Genomic DNA, 19,490 nt, shown 5'->3' with positions numbered 1-19,490 from the left:
GATATCCGATGAAAAGAACAGCGTTACTTGTCATCTCCTTGATGGTGCTGCTCGCATGTACACTTGCAGGTTGCGGAAATACGAAGGCTCAACAGAGTGAAACGAAAACGATACACATTTATCAATTCAAAGTAGAGATTTCGGAACCGCTAAATAAGCTGAAGGCAGAATATGAAAAAGCGCACCCTGGCATCAAGTTGGATATCCAATCTGTCGGTGGTGGTACGGACTACGGTGCTTCGTTGAAGGCTAAATTCGCATCAGGCGATCAGCCGGATATTTTCACAAATGAGGGCTACCAGGACCGCGATACGTGGTTGGAGTACTTGGAGGATTTGTCGGATCAGCCATGGGTAAAGGATCTGGACGATTTCGCTCGTAAGCCGATGACGGTTAACGGTAAGATTTATGGACAGCCTATGAACCTAGAAGGATTTGGTTTTGTTTATAACAAGGATTTGTTCAAAAAAGCGGGCATAACCAAACTACCTCAGACGATAGATGAACTGGAGGAAGCAGCCAAGCGACTGAAAGCGGCAGGGATTATACCTTTTGCTAACGGGTATGCGGAATGGTGGGTTCTGGGGAACCATTTTATCAATATTCCGTTTGCCAGACAGCCGAACCCGGAAAGTTATGTTGAGGATTTAAACAAAGGAACGGCTCGCATCCCCGGTAACCCGGTGTTCGATCAGTGGGTGAAGTTGCTTGACCTGACTATAAAATATGGGAACCGCAATCCGCTCACGACGGATTACAATACACAAGTGACGCTGTTTTCGACAGGTAAGGCTGCTATGATGCACCAGGGGAACTGGACGCAACCGCAAATAGATGGAATTAATCCTAACTTGAATTTGGGTATTCTGCCTGCGCCTATAGACAATGATCCCTCCACAGGAGGTAGACTAGCTGTGGGAGTGGCATCGAACTGGGTGGTCAATAAAAATTCGCCTGTGAAGCAGGAGGCAAAAGAATTCCTCAATTGGTTGGTCACATCAGAAACAGGCAAGCATTATATCACCAAGGAGTTTAAGTTTGTTCCCGCCTTCAAAAGTATTACGTCCAGCGACGAGACGACAGGCGATCTAGGTGCAGAAATATCTCGGCATGTGAGGGAAGGCAAGATATGGAGTTGGAACTTCCAACGCTTTCCGAAGGGGCTGAATCAGGATTTAAGCAGCAGTATGCAAGCCTATATTGCAGGGGTTATCACAAAGGATGAAATGCTTCAGCAATTTCAGGGGGCATGGGACAATTTGAAGTATAGATAAAAGAATACCTCTGCATGAGGAGGCAAAGGCTATAGCTCGGGCAGGAAGTATAAAGCCTTCAGGCTTTGGCGGTCAAGGGCCGTCAGAGCCTTTTTGTTGTGTTTTTATGTGACGAAAGTCACACGTAAAGCGGTCCTATTCATTATTTTACATGTCATATCTTTCCCTTGACAAAAGGTTACGGTGGCAGGTGTTAAATCAATCAAGGGAATGTTATAATAAACAGGATTTACAGGCACGCATTGCATCTGTGCTTATTTGGTTTGTACAAATAGGTTACATAGATCCTTTCGACTCAGGATAGTTCGATATGCTGGTGCGAAAGAACGTGACGATAATACCGGAGGGAATATATTATGGCGAAACTGGTGGTTTGTGATCACCCTTTGATCCAACACAAACTTACATTTATCCGCGATGTGCGGACCAACACCAAGGATTTCCGCGAGCTGGTGGATGAAGTAGCAACATTGATGGCTTATGAAATTACACGGGATATCCCGCTGGAAAGCATTACGGTGCAGACACCGGTTGCTGAGACAGAAGGTAAAGTGATTTCCGGACGTATGCTGGGTCTTATTCCGATTCTGCGTGCAGGCTTGGGTATGCTGGATGGCGTAGTAAAACTGCTGCCTGCAGCAAAGGTGGGCCATGTGGGACTGTTCCGCGATCCTGAGACGCTGCAACCCGTAGAATACTATACGAAGCTGCCTACAGATGTAACTGAGCGCGAATTGATCGTGATTGATCCGATGCTTGCAACGGGTGGCTCTGCAATTGCGGCGATTGATGTGTTGAAAAAGAGAGGCTGCACTCAAATTAAAATGATGAATCTGATTGCTGCTCCTGAAGGAGTCAAAGCTGTGCAGGATGCACATCCTGATGTAGACATCTATGTCGCTGCACTGGACGAGCGTCTGGATGATCATGGATATATCATTCCGGGTCTTGGTGACGCGGGAGACCGCTTGTACGGAACCAAGTAGACTGCCTTTGGCAGTTCGGCAAAATCTATGGACGTTATACAGGTCCTTATTTTAAATAATGGAAGATCTGTGAAGCGGACATTTATTATGAAAAGGGGTTCAACAGAAAATGTCCAAAATCAAAGTGATGACAATTTTTGGTGTGCGTCCGGAAGCAATTAAGATGGCTCCTCTTATTTTGGAGCTTCAGCGTCACCCGGAGCATATCGAGTCCGTGGTATGCGTTACAGCTCAACATCGCCAGATGCTTGATCAGGTTCTGGAAGTTTTCAATATTCACCCTGATTATGATCTGGACGTAATGAAGGATCGCCAGACACTGAATGAAATCTCCATGCGGGTACTTCAAGGTCTGGAACCTGTATTGCGTGAGGCCAAGCCCGATATCGTGTTGGTTCACGGTGATACACTGACGACTTTCCTCGCCAGCTATGCAGCCTTTATGCAGCAGATTGAAGTAGGGCATGTGGAAGCGGGTTTGCGAACGTGGAACAAGCTTTCTCCATATCCTGAAGAAATGAACCGTCAGCTCACAGGCGTGCTGTCTGATCTGCATTTCTCGCCTACTTCTTTATCGGCTGGAAATTTGCGGAAGGAAAACAAGCCTGAATCGCGAATATATGTTACAGGCAATACAGTAACTGACGTATTTCAGTATACGGTTCGCCAGGATTACGAGCACCCTGTACTGGAGTGGGCTCAGGGCAAACGCCTGATTCTTATGACAGCACATCGCCGGGAATCCCAAGGGGAACCGCATCGTCAGATTTTTAATGCGGTTAAGCGAATTGCGGATGAGTTTGAGGATATCGCTATTGTTTATCCGGTTCATCCGAGTCCGGCTGTGAAGGAACCTGCATTTGAGATTTTAGGCAACCATCCGCGTATTAAGCTGATTGATCCGCTGGATGTCGTTGATCTGCACAATTTTTACCCACATACACATCTGATCCTTACGGATTCCGGTGGGCTTCAGGAAGAAGCACCTTCGTTCGGAGTACCTGTCCTGGTGCTGCGTGATACAACTGAAAGACCGGAAGGGATTGAAGCGGGCACCTTGGAACTGGTGGGTACGAGCGAAGAGAACGTGTACAATCGGACCAAGGCACTTTTGACAGATTCCGCGTTGTACGATTCTATGAGTCAGGCAGCGAACCCTTACGGCGATGGACAAGCATCAGTAAGAATTGTCAATGCGATTTTGCACCATTATGGTGTACAATCGGAACGTCCTGAAGAATTTCACACAATGTTCACAAAAGGTGTTCGTCCGATATAATTATTCTTTACAAGGCAAGCATACAGTTAAACTGTACGGTTACCAAGGGATACAGCAATTTAAGATGCTTTGTCGTTTGATTTTATACTTTAGGGCGCTAAAATATCTCAATTGACAAAGCATCTTATATTTAAGTAAAATGGACTGGAATTGCAGGGGTGACATGGAAAAGTGGTCAAACCTTCCAAGCAAAACAACAACCGAAATAACACCGGAAATGCCTTTAAGGCTATAGGACTGGTGAGCGCGATCGGCATTGATTTGGCGATATGCACACTGGGTGGCTTCTATGCAGGAAAATGGCTTGATGCCAAACTTGGTGGCTCCGGAATTTGGATTGGCGTAAGCGTTCTCGCAGGCTTGGTTGTGGGCGCATTAAGTATTGCCCTTGTGATCGGAAAGGTATTGAGGGATAACCATGAATGAGATGACCCGTATGCAAAAAATGTTATGGATCGTAGCGCTTGGTATTATGGCTCTGTGTTTCCTGGTCTCCGCCTTCATGCCCCAACATCGTGACATTGCTCACGGAATCATTCTGGGAACGGGAGTAAGCTGTCTTAATGTGCTGTATATGGCCTACAAAATTCGACAGGTTGCGAATGCAGCCGCCGGTGAAGGCAAGAAGAAAAAGGTGGGCATTGGCTTTGGCGTTCGAGTAGGGACCTCTATTTTGGCAGTAGTGCTGGCGCTAGAATTTCCAGCCTATTTCCATGAGATCGCTGTAATGGCAAGCCTGGTGACTGGACAATTTCTTCTTTTAATTATAGGCATCATATTCGCGCTACAGGAAAAATGATGGCTCAACTGAGAAAGGGGTGAGAAAACATGTTGCATGAATCACCGATTATCGAATTGGGCGGATTTAACATTGACTTGTCCGTCATTATTATGCTGGTTGTGACTTGCGCGATTGTATTTGGACTGGCATTTGCTGCAACGCGCAATTTGTCTGTGGACAATCCAAGCAAGCTGCAAAATTTTATGGAATGGGTCGTCGAATTCGTTCAAGGACTGATTACCAGCACGATGGATTTGAAAAAAGGGAAGCCATTCCTCTCCTTGGGGATGACGCTGATCATGTTCATCTTCGTCGGAAATATGCTGGGCTTACCGTTCGGGATTGTGACCGAGTTCGATAATGCGCAAAGTGCCCAAGTATTTGGACATGAAATCATTCCAGTCAAAGAAGCATTAGAACAAGCACAGGCGTCTCACCCGGGCGAAGCTGCCCATGTAGGTATCAGCTGGTGGAAATCACCTACCGCAGATGCAGGGGTATCCATTGGACTGGCTTTGATGATCTTTGTCCTGGTTCATTTCCTGGGGATTTTCCGTAATACCAAAGCTTACTTCAAGCATTACATTCAGCCATTTCCATTCTTTTTGCCAATTAACTTGATTGAGCAGTTCTCAAAACTGTTGACACATGGTATGCGTCTATTCGGTAATATTTTTGCCGGCGAAGTTTTGATCAGTGTTCTGCTGAAAATGACAGCACTTGGTGTGGGAGGTATGGTTGCTTCCGTATTGGGACTCGTGGTCTGGCAAGGATTCAGTATTTTTGTCGGCAGTATTCAGGCGTTCGTCTTTACCATTTTGACGTTCGTATATATTTCGCAGGCAATTGACACGCATGAAGAAGAGCATTAGTTAAAATTAGTTTCGGGTTTTTAGTTAAGTTCAGGAGTACGCTTCGCTCTTAACTGCAAATACATGTACAACACAAATACACATCTCTAAGGAGGATTTTTTAAATGGGAGCTTGGGCATTAATAGCAGCAGCTATCGCAGTAGGTTTGGGTGCGCTCGGCGCAGGTATTGGTAACGGTCTGATTGTAAGTAAAACAGTTGAAGGTATCGCTCGTCAGCCTGAGGCTAAATCAACTTTGCAAACGGTAATGTTTATCGGTGTAGGTCTGGTTGAAGCCTTGCCTATTATCGGGGTCGTTCTGGCGTTTATTTTCTACGCTAAGGCATAATAATTTGAAACTTGCAAGGTTTGGCGGGGAAGGCCACAGCCATCCGCGCCTTCTTTGTTGCTTGGCTTAAGGGATAACTAGGACTGACGTTCACCGGAAAGGAGTGACTTCAATTGAGTTTAAATTGGACAAGTATCGTTTTCACAATTATTGCATTTTTGATCTTGTACTGGTTACTAACGCGTTATGCATTCGGACCTCTCTTTTCCGTTATGGAGAAGCGGCGTCAGCTTGTATTACAGCAAATGAATGAAGCGGCACAGACGCGTGAACAGGCTGCTGCTTATGTTGAGGAGCAAAAGCAGGCTCTCCAGCAGGCACGTAAGGAAGCGTACGACATTATTGAGCAGTCAAAACAAACAGGTAACAAACAAGCGGAGCAAATTATTGTTCAGGCTAAAGACGAAGCTGTCCGCCTGAAAGACGAAGCTGTTCGTGAAATCACAAGCGAGCGTAATAAGGCGGTTGCCGAACTGCGCAGCGAAGTGGGTAAAGCTTCGGTACAAATTGCTTCCAAACTGATTCAAAAGGAAATCAAGGAAGACCAAGTCCAGGGAGAGCTTGTCGACCAATACCTTAAAGAGGTAGGAGGCAAAGCATGAGCCGGGATACGGTAGTAGCCAAACGGTATGCGAAAGCTTTGTTTGAAGTGGCAGAGCAGGAACAGACCATTATGGAAACCGAGCAGGAGCTACGTGCTTTTGTAGAGGCTGTATCGGGGGATGCTGAAATCCGTAAATTCATTAATTCTCCTAACATTACGGAAGCGGTCAAGCTTCAAGTTCTGGCTAACAGTTTTGAAGGCAAGTTGTCTGCCTCGCTAATTAACACGATCAAACTGTTGATTCAGCGTAGTAGAGCAGATTTGTTTGAATCTCTCCTTGCCGGATACCTCGATATTCAGGAATACAAGCTGGGACTTGCTCATGCAAAGGTGTATTCGACTTATGCTTTAAGTGATCAGGAAAAAACAGCGGTAGCCGAGGAATTCGGAGCCCGTGAACATAAAACAATCCGTGTGGAAAATATAGTGGACCCGAGTCTGCTGGGCGGATTAAAAGTGGTTATCGGCGATACACTGTACGACGGCAGTCTGGCCGGCAAGCTGGATCGTCTCGAGAAATCCTTTAACAGACGAGTATAGAAGATAGGGGTGAACACACTTGAGTATCAAACCTGAGGAAATCAGTTCATTGATTAAAAGTCAGATTGAACAATATAAAAATGATATCGAGGTCGTTGAAGTCGGCACTGTTGTTGAAGTCGGCGACGGTATTGCTCGCGTCTACGGACTGGAAAAAGTTATGGCCGGTGAATTGGTTGAATTCGACACTGGCGTATTGGGCTTGGCGCTCAACGTGGAAGAAAGCAATGTCGGTGTTGTTATTTTGGGTCAATTCTCCGACATTCGTGAAGGTGGACAAGTAAAACGTACAGGCCAGATCATGCAGGTCCCTGTAGGGGAAGCAATGATCGGACGTGTAGTTAACCCATTGGGACAACCAGTAGACGGTAAAGGACCGATTGCTACAACAGAATTCCGTCCGGTTGAAAGTCAGGCTCCAGGCGTTATGGCCCGTAAATCGGTACATGAGCCTATGCAGACGGGGATTAAAGCTATTGATGCGATGGTTCCAATTGGTCGTGGTCAACGTGAGTTGATCATCGGTGACCGTCAAACAGGTAAAACATCTATCGCAATCGATGCAATTTTGAACCAAAAAGGTAACGGCATGAAATGTATTTATGTCGCTATTGGTCAAAAACAATCCACGGTAGCTCAAGTTGTTGAAACATTGCGTCGTCACGGTGCGCTGGAATATACGATTGTCGTTACGGCATCAGCTTCCGAGCCATCACCATTGCTGTACATTGCTCCTTACTCTGGCTGCGCTATGGGTGAGTATTTCATGTACAAAGGCGAGCATGTCCTTGTTGTTTATGATGACTTGACTAAACAAGCGTCAGCTTACCGGGAATTGTCCCTGTTGCTGCGTCGTCCACCGGGCCGTGAAGCATATCCGGGTGACGTTTTCTATCTTCACTCTCGCTTGCTGGAACGTGCAGCGAAGCTGAATGATGAGTTGGGCGGCGGATCACTTACCGCATTGCCGTTCATCGAGACACAGGCTTCCGACGTTTCTGCATATATTCCAACCAACGTTATCTCCATCACAGATGGACAGATCTTCCTGGAAGCTGACTTGTTCTATGCAGGACAACGTCCGGCGATCAACGTAGGTATTTCCGTATCTCGTGTAGGTGGTTCAGCTCAGATTAAAGCAATGAAAAAGGTAGCAGGTTCCCTGCGTCTGGATCTTGCTCAATATCGTGAGCTTCAAGCGTTCTCCCAATTCGGTTCCGACTTGGATAAATCCACAAAAGCCCGTCTGGATCGCGGCGCACGCATGATGGAAATTCTGAAACAGGGTGTTAACCAACCGCTTGCTGTAGAGCAACAAGTAGTGAGCTTGTATACTGCTGTAAAAGGCTTCCTTGATGATATCCCTGTAGCGGATGTAAAACGTTTTGAAAAAGACTTCCTGTCTTTCATGGTGTCTGACCATCAGGACGTGCTTCAATCTATCCGCGACACGAAAGACTTGGTGGCTGATAACGAAACGGCTTTGAAGGCAGCTATCGAGAAATTCAAAAAATCATTCGCCACGTCGGTATAATACATTGGAATTTGCCTGTTTATGATGAAAGATGTTCTAAGGAAGCGTGCCCTCTGGGTTTTGGCTTCCTTGGCATGTTTTACCCTCAATAACAGGCCCTTTAACATATGCCCGGCTGGATTTGAATCTTACGAAGTTAGCTTTGGCTTTGCCAAAGCTTGAAGGTGGTGAAATCATGGCAAAAGGTATGCGCGAGATTAAACGTCAGATTAAAAGTGTGCAGAGTACGAAGCAGATCACGAAAGCGATGGAAATGGTCGCTGCATCCAAGCTGAGAAAAGCTCAGGAGAAAGCGGAGTCGGCTCGTCCTTACTCGGAAAAGCTTAAGGAAGTTGTGAGTAGCATTGCTTCTGGAGCGAATAACATCAAGCATCCAATGCTGGAAACGCGTCCGGTTAAAAAGACTGCTTATCTCATCATTACATCTGATCGTGGTCTGGCTGGTGGTTATAACGCCAATATTTTACGACAGGTTACGCAGACGATTTCTGAACGTCACCGTTCACAGGATGAATTTGTGATTTTCATCATTGGGCGAAAAGGACGGGATTATTTTAGACGTCGTGAATTTCCTATCGCTGAATCGGTAACAGATCTGTCGGATACACCTGCTTTTGCAGATATCAAAACGATTGCAAGCAAGGCTGTACAAGGCTTTGAACTTAAAGAATTTGATGAGCTTTATCTATGCTATAACCGCTTTGTCAACGCATTGACTCAAATTCCAACAGTTGACCGTCTGTTACCAATGGCGACACCGGATTCAGCTACAGCTTCATCCTCAATTAACTATGAGTATGAGCCTTCACCAGAAGGAGTGCTGGAAGTATTGCTGCCACGTTACGCGGAAACGCTCATTTACGGCGCTTTGCTGGATGGTAAAGCTAGTGAACTGGGAGCGAAGATGACGGCAATGGGATCTGCTACGAAGAATGCTTCCAAGTTAATTGGTGAGCTTTCCTTGACCTATAACCGTGCTCGTCAAGCGGCTATTACCCAGGAAATTACGGAAATCGTTGCAGGAGCAAGTGCTCAGTCTTAATCAGGCTTATAGCGACTGTTTTATAGCAGAGTCTACACTATTATGATAAATTGCGGGCGCAAAACAAATCAGAGTGGTTCGGATTTGCGGCTGTGCAAGCTTGTAGGAGGGAAACCAAAAGATGAACAAAGGACGCGTAGTGAGCATCATGGGTCCGGTTGTCGACGTTGAGTTTGAACGTGGACAACTTCCGGAAATCCTGAATGCCATTCATATTGGGACTGTGCTGGAGAGCGGAGTCAAAATTGACCTGACGCTCGAAGCTTCAAAACATCTAGGTGACAACCGTGTGCGTTGTATTGCCATGTCTTCCACAGATGGTTTGGTTCGTGGAGCTGAAGCCATAGATCTGGGAGCACCTATTTCAGTACCTGTCGGCGAAGCAACTCTTGGACGCGTATTTAACGTACTTGGAACGCCAATTGATAATGGTGCTGATATGAGTGAAACGGCTAGAAACCCAATTCACCGTCAAGCTCCTTCTTTCGATGAGCTGACAACTCAAGCAGAGATGCTCGAAACGGGTATTAAAGTTATCGACTTGCTGGCTCCTTATGCCAAAGGTGGTAAAGTCGGATTGTTTGGTGGTGCTGGTGTAGGTAAAACCGTAACCATTCAAGAATTGATTAACAATATCGCTCAGGAGCATGGTGGTATTTCTGTATTTGCGGGTGTAGGTGAACGCACACGTGAAGGAAATGACTTGTACCATGAAATGAGAGATTCCGGCGTTATCAACAAAACAGCGATGGTGTTCGGACAAATGAACGAGCCTCCGGGTGCACGTTTGCGTGTAGCTCTCACAGGTCTGACGATGGCGGAATACTTCCGTGACCAAGAAGGCCGTGACGTGTTGCTCTTTATTGATAACATTTTCCGCTTTACCCAAGCGGGTTCTGAGGTTTCTGCCCTGTTGGGACGTATGCCTTCAGCAGTAGGTTACCAGCCTACGCTGGCTACTGAGATGGGTCAATTGCAAGAACGGATTACTTCTACTAAAAAAGGTTCCGTTACTTCCATTCAGGCGATCTACGTGCCTGCGGATGACTACACTGACCCTGCTCCTGCTACAACGTTTGCCCATTTGGATGCTACAACGAATCTGGAACGTAAAATTTCCGAAATGGGTATTTACCCGGCGGTTGATCCACTTGCATCAAGCTCCCGGATTTTGGCTCCAGACGTTGTGGGTGAAGAGCATTACAATGTAGCGCAAGGGGTAAAACAAATTTTGGCCCGCTACAATGAGCTTCAGGATATCATTGCCATCCTGGGTATGGATGAGCTGAGTGAAGAAGATAAAATGTTGGTAGCACGTGCACGTAAAATCCAGCGTTTCCTTTCTCAACCTTTCCACGTTGCCGAAACATTTAACGGCTTCCCGGGTAAATATGTGCCGGTTAAAGAAACTGTACGAAGCTTCAAAGAAATTTTGGAAGGCAAGTATGACCACCTTCCAGAAGCGGCCTTCCTTTTTGTAGGAGCCATCGAAGAAGCAGTTGAAAAAGCTAAAACGCTGTAAACATACAGGCAAAGATTAGCCGAGCCTTACGAAGTGAGCTGTCTGCGGACAGCTTCCAGGAGGGATTCAAGTGAGCACGTATTTACTAGAGATTGTGACGCCGGAGCGCCTGGTCTATACAGAACAGGTAAACAGCATCAGTGTTCGCGGCTCGGAAGGCGATCTTGGGATTTTGCCCGGACACCTTCCCTTGGTCACTCCCTTGAAGATTGCACCGATACGCATTAAAATCGGTGGTCAAACCGAAGTGATCGCGGTCAATGGGGGCTTTCTTGAAGTCCGCAAGGATAAAGTGGTCATTTTGGCTGAGAGCGCGGAACGTTCCGAAGAAATTGATGTGGAGCGTGCCCGTGCGGCAAGGGAGCGGGCAGAACTGCGGCTCCAGAGCAAGCAGGAACAGATAGATCATCATCGGGCGGAAGTAGCTCTGCAACGGGCGCTTAACCGTCTAAATGCTACAAGCATCAGAACCAATAAGAATTAATATTGGAGTTTAAGTGGAATTTTAAAAGGGTTCGGCATAGTATACGGATGGAACGACAAGGAGACCAATTCATAACTTCTGCCAGAAAATGTTCGGTAGAGGGTGAGGAGGAACCTTGCTTCCTTCGATCACTGTGATCGGACTCTTTTTTTAGCTGTTATTACCAAATGTACAGTCCTATTTCTTGCCAGGCTGCTAGGTATTTAGTACCTTTTAAATTCACGAAACAGAAGTGATTAATCACATTTTGTCGAAATAAATGTCCTAAAAACAGAAATAGCACTGGCATATTAGGCGTTCGCCGAGTATTATAAAGAAGTCTGTGACGCAGATGGGGGGAATTATGGTTGAACGGGAAACAGCAATTGGCAGAACAGCTAAGTCAATCGGCGAGTATGACCGCGCTGATCTCTATGATCGTATCGCTCATCTGTATAGCATTAGCTTGGTGGGCTTTACAGAGCTTAAAGCTGGATTTGTTAATCCGACAACCCAAAGGACCGCAGGGCAGATTGCTGCACTTGTTTCTTGCTATTATTTTGGGACAGTTGGTTTCGGGGTTCCTGTTGAGCTACATCTCTTGGAGCCAGATGCTCTAGAATTTGTTTTAACATGAAGTAGGCGGGTTATATGACCTTATGACTGTGTCTCTGCGGGAATTGTCGAATAACATCGCGTCATATTGTTAACAATGGTAAACAAAAGAACCATACATGTATAGCTGGCTGAATCAGTTAGAGTACAATGGTCGCCAAGTACAAAAAACGCTTGTATACTTGTTTTAATCAGTGGTATGATGGCAGTTAGGGTATTAGTAAAATCTTGTTTTTTTATGTAATGAAAAAGCAAGGCATGAAAATAGCGGAATATGTTCTTTTTTTCCAGAATGGAAAAGAGAAATGACGCGCGGAGGGAACCATAGATGAGCAAATTTATCGTCCGCGGTGGCAACAGATTGACCGGGAGTGTCAAAGTCAGCGGAGCCAAAAACTCAGTTCTGCCGATCATCGCCGCTTCTCTGCTAGGAGAAGAAGGAGAAAGTGTTATTATTGATGCACCTCCTCTAGACGATGTGATGACCATTAACAAAGTGCTGGAGTCCTTAGGAGCAGGCGTTACATACCAAGATGAGGTCATTCGTGTTGACGCGCGGAAGATAATTTCCTGTGAAGCCCCTTACGAGTGGGTTAGGAAAATGCGCGCTTCATTCTTGGTTATGGGACCGCTGCTTACGCGTTTGGGACGTACAAGAATCTCGCTTCCAGGCGGATGCGCAATCGGAACGCGACCCATTGATCAGCATTTGAAGGGTTTTGAGGCATTGGGCGCGGAAATTAGCCTGGGCCAAGGTTTTATTGAAGCTAAAAGTAACGGGCGTCTGCGTGGAGCTAAAGTTTATTTGGATGTAGCCAGCGTAGGGGCAACCGAGAATATTATGATGGCCGCTACTCTTGCTGAGGGCGTAACTACCATCGAGAATGCTGCTAAGGAACCTGAGATTGTTGATCTCGCAAATTTCCTGAATGGAATGGGTGCCAAAGTACGTGGTGCGGGCACGGGCGTTATTCGTATTGAAGGCGTTGAGAAGCTGCATGGTGTAAAACATACCGTCATTCCCGACCGGGTAGAAGCAGGTACTTATATGGTTGCTGCTGCGATCACAGGCGGGAACGTATATGTAGAAGGCGCAATATCCGATCATTTGGGTCCGGTTATTTCCAAGATGGAAGAAATGGGTGTAACCATTCAACCTGATGAGAACGGAATTCGTGTCATTGCAGATAAGCCGTTAAAAGCCGTTGATGTTAAAACGTTGCCTTATCCAGGTTTTCCCACCGATATGCAGTCACAGATGATGGCACTTCAGCTTGCCGCTGAAGGAACGAGCATTATTACGGAAACCGTGTTTGAAAATCGTTTCATGCATGTGGATGAATTTCATCTCATGAATGCGGAGATTAAGGTCGAAGGCCGTTCTGCCATTGTAACGGGTAATGCTAAGCTGACAGGTGCGAAAGTAACCTCTACAGATTTGCGTGCAGGTGCTGCGTTAATTCTGACCGGACTCATTGCAGAAGGTACAACGGAAGTATCTGGTGTACATCACATCGATCGTGGTTACGTTCATTTGGCTGAGAAGCTGACCGGATTGGGAGCGGACATTTACAGAGTGACCGTGGAAGAGTCCAAACTGGATCATTCACCCAGTACAGAGCGCGTAATGCCGGAAGAGGCGTCTGGGAATCTGTTTAAGAAGATTCAGCCTTCCCTCGCCTAAGCTTTAACGCATGTAGCTTCATGTTGCATACGTATATTCTTAAACAACGAAGAACCAAGTCCGAAAGGACTTGGTTCTTTTTATTGTTTATCTTTTTCATTCTTTCAGTTCTCTTAAAATGGTTCTATCAAAGTGGACGACTTCATATGATTGAAAATATCTGCTGGAGTATATCTATACTTCCAGCCGGACACTTAGCCCTTTGATGGAGGTTTCAGCCTATGAAAGATTCGCAGGTTCGCATCCGTATACCCATTCATCATCCTAAGGAACATCGCCAGGCTTCATTTGCGGAGGAAGACACTGGCTCTATAGCTACCTTGTTACAGAAAAATAAGCTTATGCAACAGCAACCGGACGCAAGAGGTACATTGCCGACTGGCGTCAAGCCCAATCGGCGTACAACAGCCGTGTCTTCCGCTGCGAACTCTGTTGATACGGCTCTGCCTATCGCTGGTGTAGCGGCCCATGACACACGCGTTGCAAGCCCGCTGCCGCACCTGCGTCCTTCCGCCGGGCGTGCCCCACGCTGGGGCAGCCGCCGCCCATGGCTGCCATTCGCCGCCATGGCAGGGGTGCTGGTGCTTGCCATGGCTGTGCCCGCGCTAATGGCGTGGCCTCGCCAGACGGCGCAGCCGGTGCCGCCAAGCAGCCGCACGGCAGTACCGGCTGCGCCTAGCGTGACGGCAAAGGGTGAGACGCCCGTCACGCGCTTACCGGGCGTCCCGCCGATGCCAGCGGTGCCCGCTGCGCCAACGCGTAGCGTACCGGTGGCGGCAGAGCCAGACGTGCGTGTGTATGTCACGTCCACCGGTCGCACGGAGACGTTACCGCTGGAGCAATACATTGTCGGCGTAGTAGCTGCCGAAATGCCGCCCAGCTTTGAGGGGGAAGCACTGAAAGCGCAGGCCATAGCCGCGCGTACCTTCATTGCCCGGCGCTTGCTGGCTGATGACACTAGCGGTGCCCCTGCGGGAGCAGATGTGACGGATACTGTTAAACATCAGGCTTATATCTCCAAAGCTAAACTTACTAGAGAATGGGGGCATTCTGGTAAATCCGCAGAGCTGGCTAAAATTCAGCAGGCCGTACGAGACACCAAGGATACGATCATGGTATATGAAGGCAAGCCCATTACGGCATCTTTTTTTTCTACTAGCAATGGCTACACCGAAAATTCAGAGGATGTGTGGGCGAAGGCAGTGCCCTATTTACGAAGCGTATCAAGTCCATGGGACAAGCAGTTGGCCCCGCGTTATTCAGAAACCGTCACACTGAGTCGTCAAAGCGTGTTCGATAGATTGGGGTTAAGTCGTACTGCAATTGCCGCCTCTACTGGAGGAGGAAGTATGCCAGAGATTCGTATACTCTCCAAGACAGAAGGACATCGCATCAAGAAGATTGAAGTTGGTGGCTCAATCTTTACGGGACCGGAGATCCGTAACAAACTGGGGTTGCGTTCGGCTGAGTTTACTTGGAAGGCTGAAGGGGACCGGATTGCTATAACAACCTATGGCTATGGTCATGGTGTTGGTATGAGTCAGTGGGGAGCCAATGGAATGGCCAAAGAAGGTCATACTGCCACTCAAATACTCCTTCACTATTATACTGGCATTTCTTTTGCGCAAGCCTCTCGTATTCTAAGTTAGTAAATATTTCGAAACTTTGAAGTATAAAAGAGTTGCACCCGGTAACACTGGTTACTGAGGTGATGAGCAAATGAATGAACAAAATAAAAACCAGAACCAAAACCATGAAGAAACACCCAAAACCTTTCAGGGTGGAAGAGCTTCACGGCCGTCTTCGTGGAAAAAGCTGTTGTCCAAAAGGTGGGCATACCCGGCAGCCTACATTGCCGCAGCAGCCATTATACTAACTTTAGTGTGGGTCTATCAGGATGCCAGCCAGAAGTCTTTCAAACCTGACCCAGCTAGTCCATCGGTACAGAGCACAAGTGCAGTGAATACCGATGTTAACGGACAACAGCCAGAAAGCGTGGAAGTCGTTGCCCAGTCGGAAAATATCGCATGGCCAGTGGCAGATGCTGGCGCAGTACAGGTCGTAAAGCCGTTCTTTGATGAGAATGCGACCGCTGATGAGCAGGCGGCAGCTATGGTAGAGTACGATAAAACATTTACCGCTAACACTGGGATTGACCTTTCCCGGGCCGACGATCAGGCGTTTGAAGTGAGAGCCGCCCTGAGTGGCAAAGTATCTCGTGTGGAACAACATCCGCTGGTAGGTAATGTCGTAGAAATTACGCATGATAATAATCTCAAAACGGTGTACCAAAGCTTGAGTGATCTGAAAGTAAAAGAAGGCGATCAAGTGAAACAAAACGATGTGATTGCTTCAGCGGGTCGTAACGAGCTTGAAAAGGATTTGAAAACACATCTGCATTTTGAAGTGTATCAGGATGACAAGCCGGTGAATCCAGCAGGTCTGCTTCCTAAAAAATAAATTTGATCATGGCTTTGCATGCAAAGCGGGGAATCCATATTCCCTGCTTTTTTCTTGTGTAGTTTTTGTACATAAGGTAACATAAGCTGCTTTTGCCAAATAAATAGGCCTTCCGAAGCATGTCTTCCCGCCAAACCGCGAATATATAGGCACGCTCCTCATATAATGTACCAAACTATCCACAGTAGGGAGGCGGGAGCGTGCACGATTACATCAAGGAACGGACCATCAAAATCGGTCGCTGTATCGTGGAAACAAGGAATACGGTCCGTACGATTGCCAAGGAATTTGGTGTCTCCAAGAGCACGGTGCATAAAGATCTGACCGAACGGCTGCCTGAAATCAACCCGGATCTTGCCGATCAGGTGAAGCACATTCTCGAATACCATAAATCCATCCGCCATCTGCGGGGAGGAGAAGCGACGAAAATTAAGTACAAAAAAACGAGTGGCAAACGAAGGGAGATTCTCGTTTCCGGCAAGTCCTAAAAATATATAGTGAATTGGCTGGCAAAGCCATTGAATCAACCCCCTGAAGTATGATATGTTAAAAGATGGTACAAGACGAAAAATGACATGTAACCATAGGTTTATACATATATTTGCCGCTTCTTGTCGAATCTTAGCTTTTTAAAATATCACTTTGGGGGCCTTTTTAATATGTTCAGTAATGATATCGGTATCGACCTCGGTACGGCCAACGTGCTTATCCACGTCAAAGGGAAGGGGGTTGTTCTTGACGAACCTTCCGTTGTCGCGATAGAAAGCGATACAAAAAGAGTTCTGGCTGTCGGAGAGGAAGCGCGCCGTATGGTGGGACGTACTCCTGGTAATATCATAGCCATCCGTCCATTACGTGATGGTGTCATCGCCGATTTTGAAGTAACAGAAGCGATGTTAAAATATTTTATCAATCGGGTAGGGGGAAAAAGCTGGTACAGCCACCCTCGTATTCTAATTTGTGCGCCGACGAACATTACCTCAGTGGAGCAAAAAGCGATTCGTGAAGCGGCGGAGCGTAGCGGGGCCAAGGAAGTATTTTTGGAGGAAGAACCAAAAGCGGCTGCCATCGGGGCAGGAATGGATATTTTTGAGCCTAGCGGCAATATGGTAGTGGATATTGGTGGCGGAACGACTGACGTTGCAGTCCTCTCTATGGGGGACGTCGTAACAGCTTCTTCCATTAAAATGGCAGGGGACAAATTTGATACAGCCATCATGAAATATGTAAAAACGAAGTACAAGCTTCTGATCGGGGAACGTACGGCTGAGGATATCAAGATTGCTATCGGAACCGTGCATCCGAGCGGACGGCGTGCAGAGATGGACATCCGTGGACGGGATATGGTATCCGGATTGCCCAAAACGTTAAGTATTTCTGCGGATGAAGTGCAGGATGCGCTTAGAGATCCTGTGTCGGCGATTGTTGCTGCGGCCAAGTTTGTATTGGAGCAGACCCCACCGGAACTGTCAGCTGATATTATTGACCGTGGTGTTATTTTGACTGGTGGCGGTGCCTTGCTTAGCGGATTGGACGAGCTGCTTGCTGAAGAGTTGCGTGTTCCGGTACTGGTTGCCGAAGATCCGATGCATTGTGTCGTTAAAGGTACAGGAATTATGCTGGATAATTTGGATCATGTGGTTAAGAAAAAGTTCTAATCTGCCGATAGTGACTATAAGAGACTCGTGTGCGGTCAGACAGGTTGCCTAGCATTTTGGCTTTCGTGCCTCCGCGCGAGCATATGATTTTAGCAGAGTATAGGATTGGGGTGCACCATAGATGTTGAGAGGTTTATATACTGCGGCTGCCGGATTGATGACACAACAACGACGCCATGACACCGTGACGCAAAATATTGCTAATATGAATACGACGGGATACAAACAGGAGAACAGTGTTCAGCGTTCTTTCCCCGAAATGCTTATTTCCATGACGGGTGGTAACCCTGATAACCCGGACCGTACGGTCGGCAAGCTCAATACTGGCGTTTTTGCTGAGGAAAGCCTCTCCCCTTACATTCAGGGAGCATTAAAGGACAGTGGACAAGCGACGGATTTTGCGATACAGTCCAATATTAATGTGAACGACCCAGCTACTGGTCAACCTATGGCTTTTGATCAGGCAGGGAAATTCATCAATGCTAACGGTGAAGTCACCTACCGTCCAGAAGCGTTTTTTACGGTGCGGGACAGTAATGGTAATGTTCGTTATACACGTGATGGACATTTTCAAGTAAATGGAGCGGGAGCATTGCTTTCATCGACTGGCTCAGCGGTGCTGGATACGAATGGAAACCCGATTCAATTGACGGGGGCTGTCTCAGCGCTTAAAGTAAATGAGCGGGGCGAATTGGTAGATAGCCAGTCCAACCAGACATTGGGGACCACGCTCGGTATTAGTGTCATTGATCGTCCATACCAGCTCGTTCGTGAGGGCAATGGGAATTTCCGCCTGAATGATACTGACGGTGCTACAGCTAGAATGATGACCGCTAATGATGCTGTTTCCGTTCGTCAAGGTTACCTGGAGGTATCTAATGTTGATGCTTCACAGTCGATGGTGGATATGATGGCTGCTTTAAGAGCGTATGAAGCGAATCAGAAGGTAATTCAATTTTATGATAAAAGCTTGGACAAGGCCGTTAATGAAGTAGGCCGTGTATAACAGGGGGTAAGTGATGAACAACTCCATGATTGGCGCAATGGTATCTATGGCCAGTGTGCAGCAACGTTTGGATTTAATTGCCGATAATATTGCTAATGTCAATACAGTTGGTTATAAGAGTAAACAGGGTTCCTTTGAAGATGTATTGGCCAATGTGCAACAACAGCCTTCAACGTATCTCCAAAATGGACGGGCCATGCCGCTCGGTTATAATTTGGGCTACGGAGTCAAAACGGCCGCAATCATGAAAAATATGGAGCAAGGACCGCTCAAGGAGACGGGACTTCCTACCGATCTGGCGATTCAAGGTAATGCCATGTTTGAAGTTCAGGGGAATGGACAAAAAGCTTGGACTCGTGATGGTAGCTTTCATTTTATTCCTGATCCGAATGATAGTGCGACGATGATGTTGACCACTGCGGAAGGTTACTCCGTGCTGGATAACAATGATGTTCCTGTGACTGCTCCAGCGGGTTCCAAGGTGGCTATTAACTCGGATGGCGAATTGCTGATTCGTGCTAATGGAATTGGGGATCCGACCGTTGGTCAGAGAATTAAGCTAATGGATGTACAGCGTCCAGAAGGACTGGAACAGCGGGATGATAACCTATTCGTGTTGTTGAATGGTGTAACAGAGGCAAATGTATTCGGAGCAGCAGGTGTGGCAGGCGCTGTTCCAGCGGACGTATCTGTGCGTTCTGGTTATCTTGAGGAATCTAATGTGGATTTAGCGGGCGAAATGACGGATATGATGCAAGTTCAGCGGATGTATCAAATGGCGGCACGGGCACTAACCTCTAGCGATACGATGATGAACCTGGCCAACAATCTGAGGGCTTAA

General features: G+C 47.0%; 21 protein-coding genes. All 21 read left to right on the top strand.

Going from position 1 to position 19,490, the window contains the following annotated elements; genetic code table 11:
- Window positions 1-8 precede the first annotated feature (8 nt).
- Window positions 9-1,274 (top strand): ABC transporter substrate-binding protein, encoded by a 1,266-nt coding sequence (locus MKY16_RS22785; RefSeq protein WP_340886625.1) that lies wholly within the window; start codon window positions 9-11, stop codon window positions 1,272-1,274.
- 356 nt (window positions 1,275-1,630) lie between these two features.
- A complete protein-coding gene (upp, locus tag MKY16_RS22780) occupies window positions 1,631-2,260 on the top strand; it encodes a uracil phosphoribosyltransferase (RefSeq protein WP_013312332.1) in 630 nt (209 codons plus the stop codon).
- Window positions 2,261-2,369: 109 nt separating this feature from the next.
- Complete coding sequence (wecB, locus tag MKY16_RS22775) at window positions 2,370-3,539, top strand: non-hydrolyzing UDP-N-acetylglucosamine 2-epimerase (protein ID WP_340957127.1); 1,170 nt, start codon at window positions 2,370-2,372, stop codon at window positions 3,537-3,539.
- A 171-nt stretch (window positions 3,540-3,710) separates the two neighbouring features.
- Window positions 3,711-3,965 (top strand): AtpZ/AtpI family protein, encoded by a 255-nt coding sequence (locus tag MKY16_RS22770; protein ID WP_023990711.1) that lies wholly within the window; start codon window positions 3,711-3,713, stop codon window positions 3,963-3,965.
- The gene (locus MKY16_RS22765; protein WP_069010012.1) at window positions 3,958-4,338 is read left to right on the top strand and encodes an ATP synthase subunit I; all 381 of its coding nucleotides are present in this window, start codon (window positions 3,958-3,960) and stop codon (window positions 4,336-4,338) included. The genes MKY16_RS22770 and MKY16_RS22765 overlap by 8 nt, the downstream gene beginning before the upstream one ends.
- A gap of 29 nt (window positions 4,339-4,367) precedes the next feature.
- Window positions 4,368-5,192, top strand: a complete 825-nt coding sequence (atpB, locus tag MKY16_RS22760; protein WP_069010011.1) for a F0F1 ATP synthase subunit A — start codon at window positions 4,368-4,370, stop codon at window positions 5,190-5,192.
- 104 nt (window positions 5,193-5,296) lie between these two features.
- On the top strand, window positions 5,297-5,521 hold the full coding sequence (gene atpE / locus MKY16_RS22755; protein ID WP_025683777.1) for a F0F1 ATP synthase subunit C: 225 nt from the start codon (window positions 5,297-5,299) through the stop codon (window positions 5,519-5,521).
- Window positions 5,522-5,634: 113 nt separating this feature from the next.
- Window positions 5,635-6,123, top strand: a complete 489-nt coding sequence (atpF, locus tag MKY16_RS22750; protein WP_023990709.1) for a F0F1 ATP synthase subunit B — start codon at window positions 5,635-5,637, stop codon at window positions 6,121-6,123.
- Entirely contained in the window at window positions 6,120-6,665 is a 546-nt protein-coding gene (locus tag MKY16_RS22745; RefSeq protein WP_029518507.1) for a F0F1 ATP synthase subunit delta, read from the top strand. The genes atpF and MKY16_RS22745 overlap by 4 nt, the downstream gene beginning before the upstream one ends.
- Before the next feature lie 19 nt (window positions 6,666-6,684).
- On the top strand, window positions 6,685-8,199 hold the full coding sequence (gene atpA / locus MKY16_RS22740) for a F0F1 ATP synthase subunit alpha (RefSeq protein WP_029518506.1): 1,515 nt from the start codon (window positions 6,685-6,687) through the stop codon (window positions 8,197-8,199).
- A 175-nt stretch (window positions 8,200-8,374) separates the two neighbouring features.
- On the top strand, window positions 8,375-9,241 hold the full coding sequence (atpG, locus tag MKY16_RS22735) for an ATP synthase F1 subunit gamma (RefSeq protein ID WP_023990707.1): 867 nt from the start codon (window positions 8,375-8,377) through the stop codon (window positions 9,239-9,241).
- Window positions 9,242-9,362: 121 nt separating this feature from the next.
- Window positions 9,363-10,763, top strand: a complete 1,401-nt coding sequence (atpD, locus tag MKY16_RS22730) for a F0F1 ATP synthase subunit beta (protein ID WP_029518505.1) — start codon at window positions 9,363-9,365, stop codon at window positions 10,761-10,763.
- Window positions 10,764-10,833: 70 nt separating this feature from the next.
- Window positions 10,834-11,247, top strand: a complete 414-nt coding sequence (locus tag MKY16_RS22725) for a F0F1 ATP synthase subunit epsilon (protein ID WP_013312322.1) — start codon at window positions 10,834-10,836, stop codon at window positions 11,245-11,247.
- Window positions 11,248-11,594: 347 nt separating this feature from the next.
- A complete protein-coding gene (locus tag MKY16_RS22720) occupies window positions 11,595-11,846 on the top strand; it encodes a DUF1146 family protein (protein WP_013373430.1) in 252 nt (83 codons plus the stop codon).
- Window positions 11,847-12,169: 323 nt separating this feature from the next.
- Window positions 12,170-13,525, top strand: coding sequence for a UDP-N-acetylglucosamine 1-carboxyvinyltransferase (gene murA, locus MKY16_RS22715; protein WP_029518503.1), 1,356 nt, complete (start codon window positions 12,170-12,172; stop codon window positions 13,523-13,525).
- Window positions 13,526-13,746: 221 nt separating this feature from the next.
- The gene (gene spoIID, locus MKY16_RS22710) at window positions 13,747-15,174 is read left to right on the top strand and encodes a stage II sporulation protein D (protein ID WP_340957125.1); all 1,428 of its coding nucleotides are present in this window, start codon (window positions 13,747-13,749) and stop codon (window positions 15,172-15,174) included.
- Between the two features lie 70 nt (window positions 15,175-15,244).
- Window positions 15,245-15,985: a M23 family metallopeptidase gene (locus MKY16_RS22705; RefSeq protein WP_190298128.1), complete on the top strand. Its 741-nt coding sequence runs from the start codon at window positions 15,245-15,247 to the stop codon at window positions 15,983-15,985.
- A 200-nt stretch (window positions 15,986-16,185) separates the two neighbouring features.
- Window positions 16,186-16,473, top strand: coding sequence for a sporulation transcriptional regulator SpoIIID (gene spoIIID / locus MKY16_RS22700; protein WP_007432737.1), 288 nt, complete (start codon window positions 16,186-16,188; stop codon window positions 16,471-16,473).
- Between the two features lie 171 nt (window positions 16,474-16,644).
- The gene (locus MKY16_RS22695) at window positions 16,645-17,643 is read left to right on the top strand and encodes a rod shape-determining protein (protein WP_023990703.1); all 999 of its coding nucleotides are present in this window, start codon (window positions 16,645-16,647) and stop codon (window positions 17,641-17,643) included.
- 121 nt (window positions 17,644-17,764) lie between these two features.
- Window positions 17,765-18,649, top strand: a complete 885-nt coding sequence (locus tag MKY16_RS22690; RefSeq protein WP_165177733.1) for a flagellar hook-basal body protein — start codon at window positions 17,765-17,767, stop codon at window positions 18,647-18,649.
- Between the two features lie 13 nt (window positions 18,650-18,662).
- On the top strand, window positions 18,663-19,490 hold the full coding sequence (locus tag MKY16_RS22685) for a flagellar hook-basal body protein (RefSeq protein WP_328801062.1): 828 nt from the start codon (window positions 18,663-18,665) through the stop codon (window positions 19,488-19,490).

The sequence above is a fragment of the Paenibacillus sp. FSL L8-0641 genome (assembly GCF_038006265.1).
Taxonomy (GTDB): Bacteria; Bacillota; Bacilli; order Paenibacillales; family Paenibacillaceae; genus Paenibacillus; species Paenibacillus polymyxa_D.
This window is presented reverse-complemented; position numbering and strand designations above follow the sequence as displayed.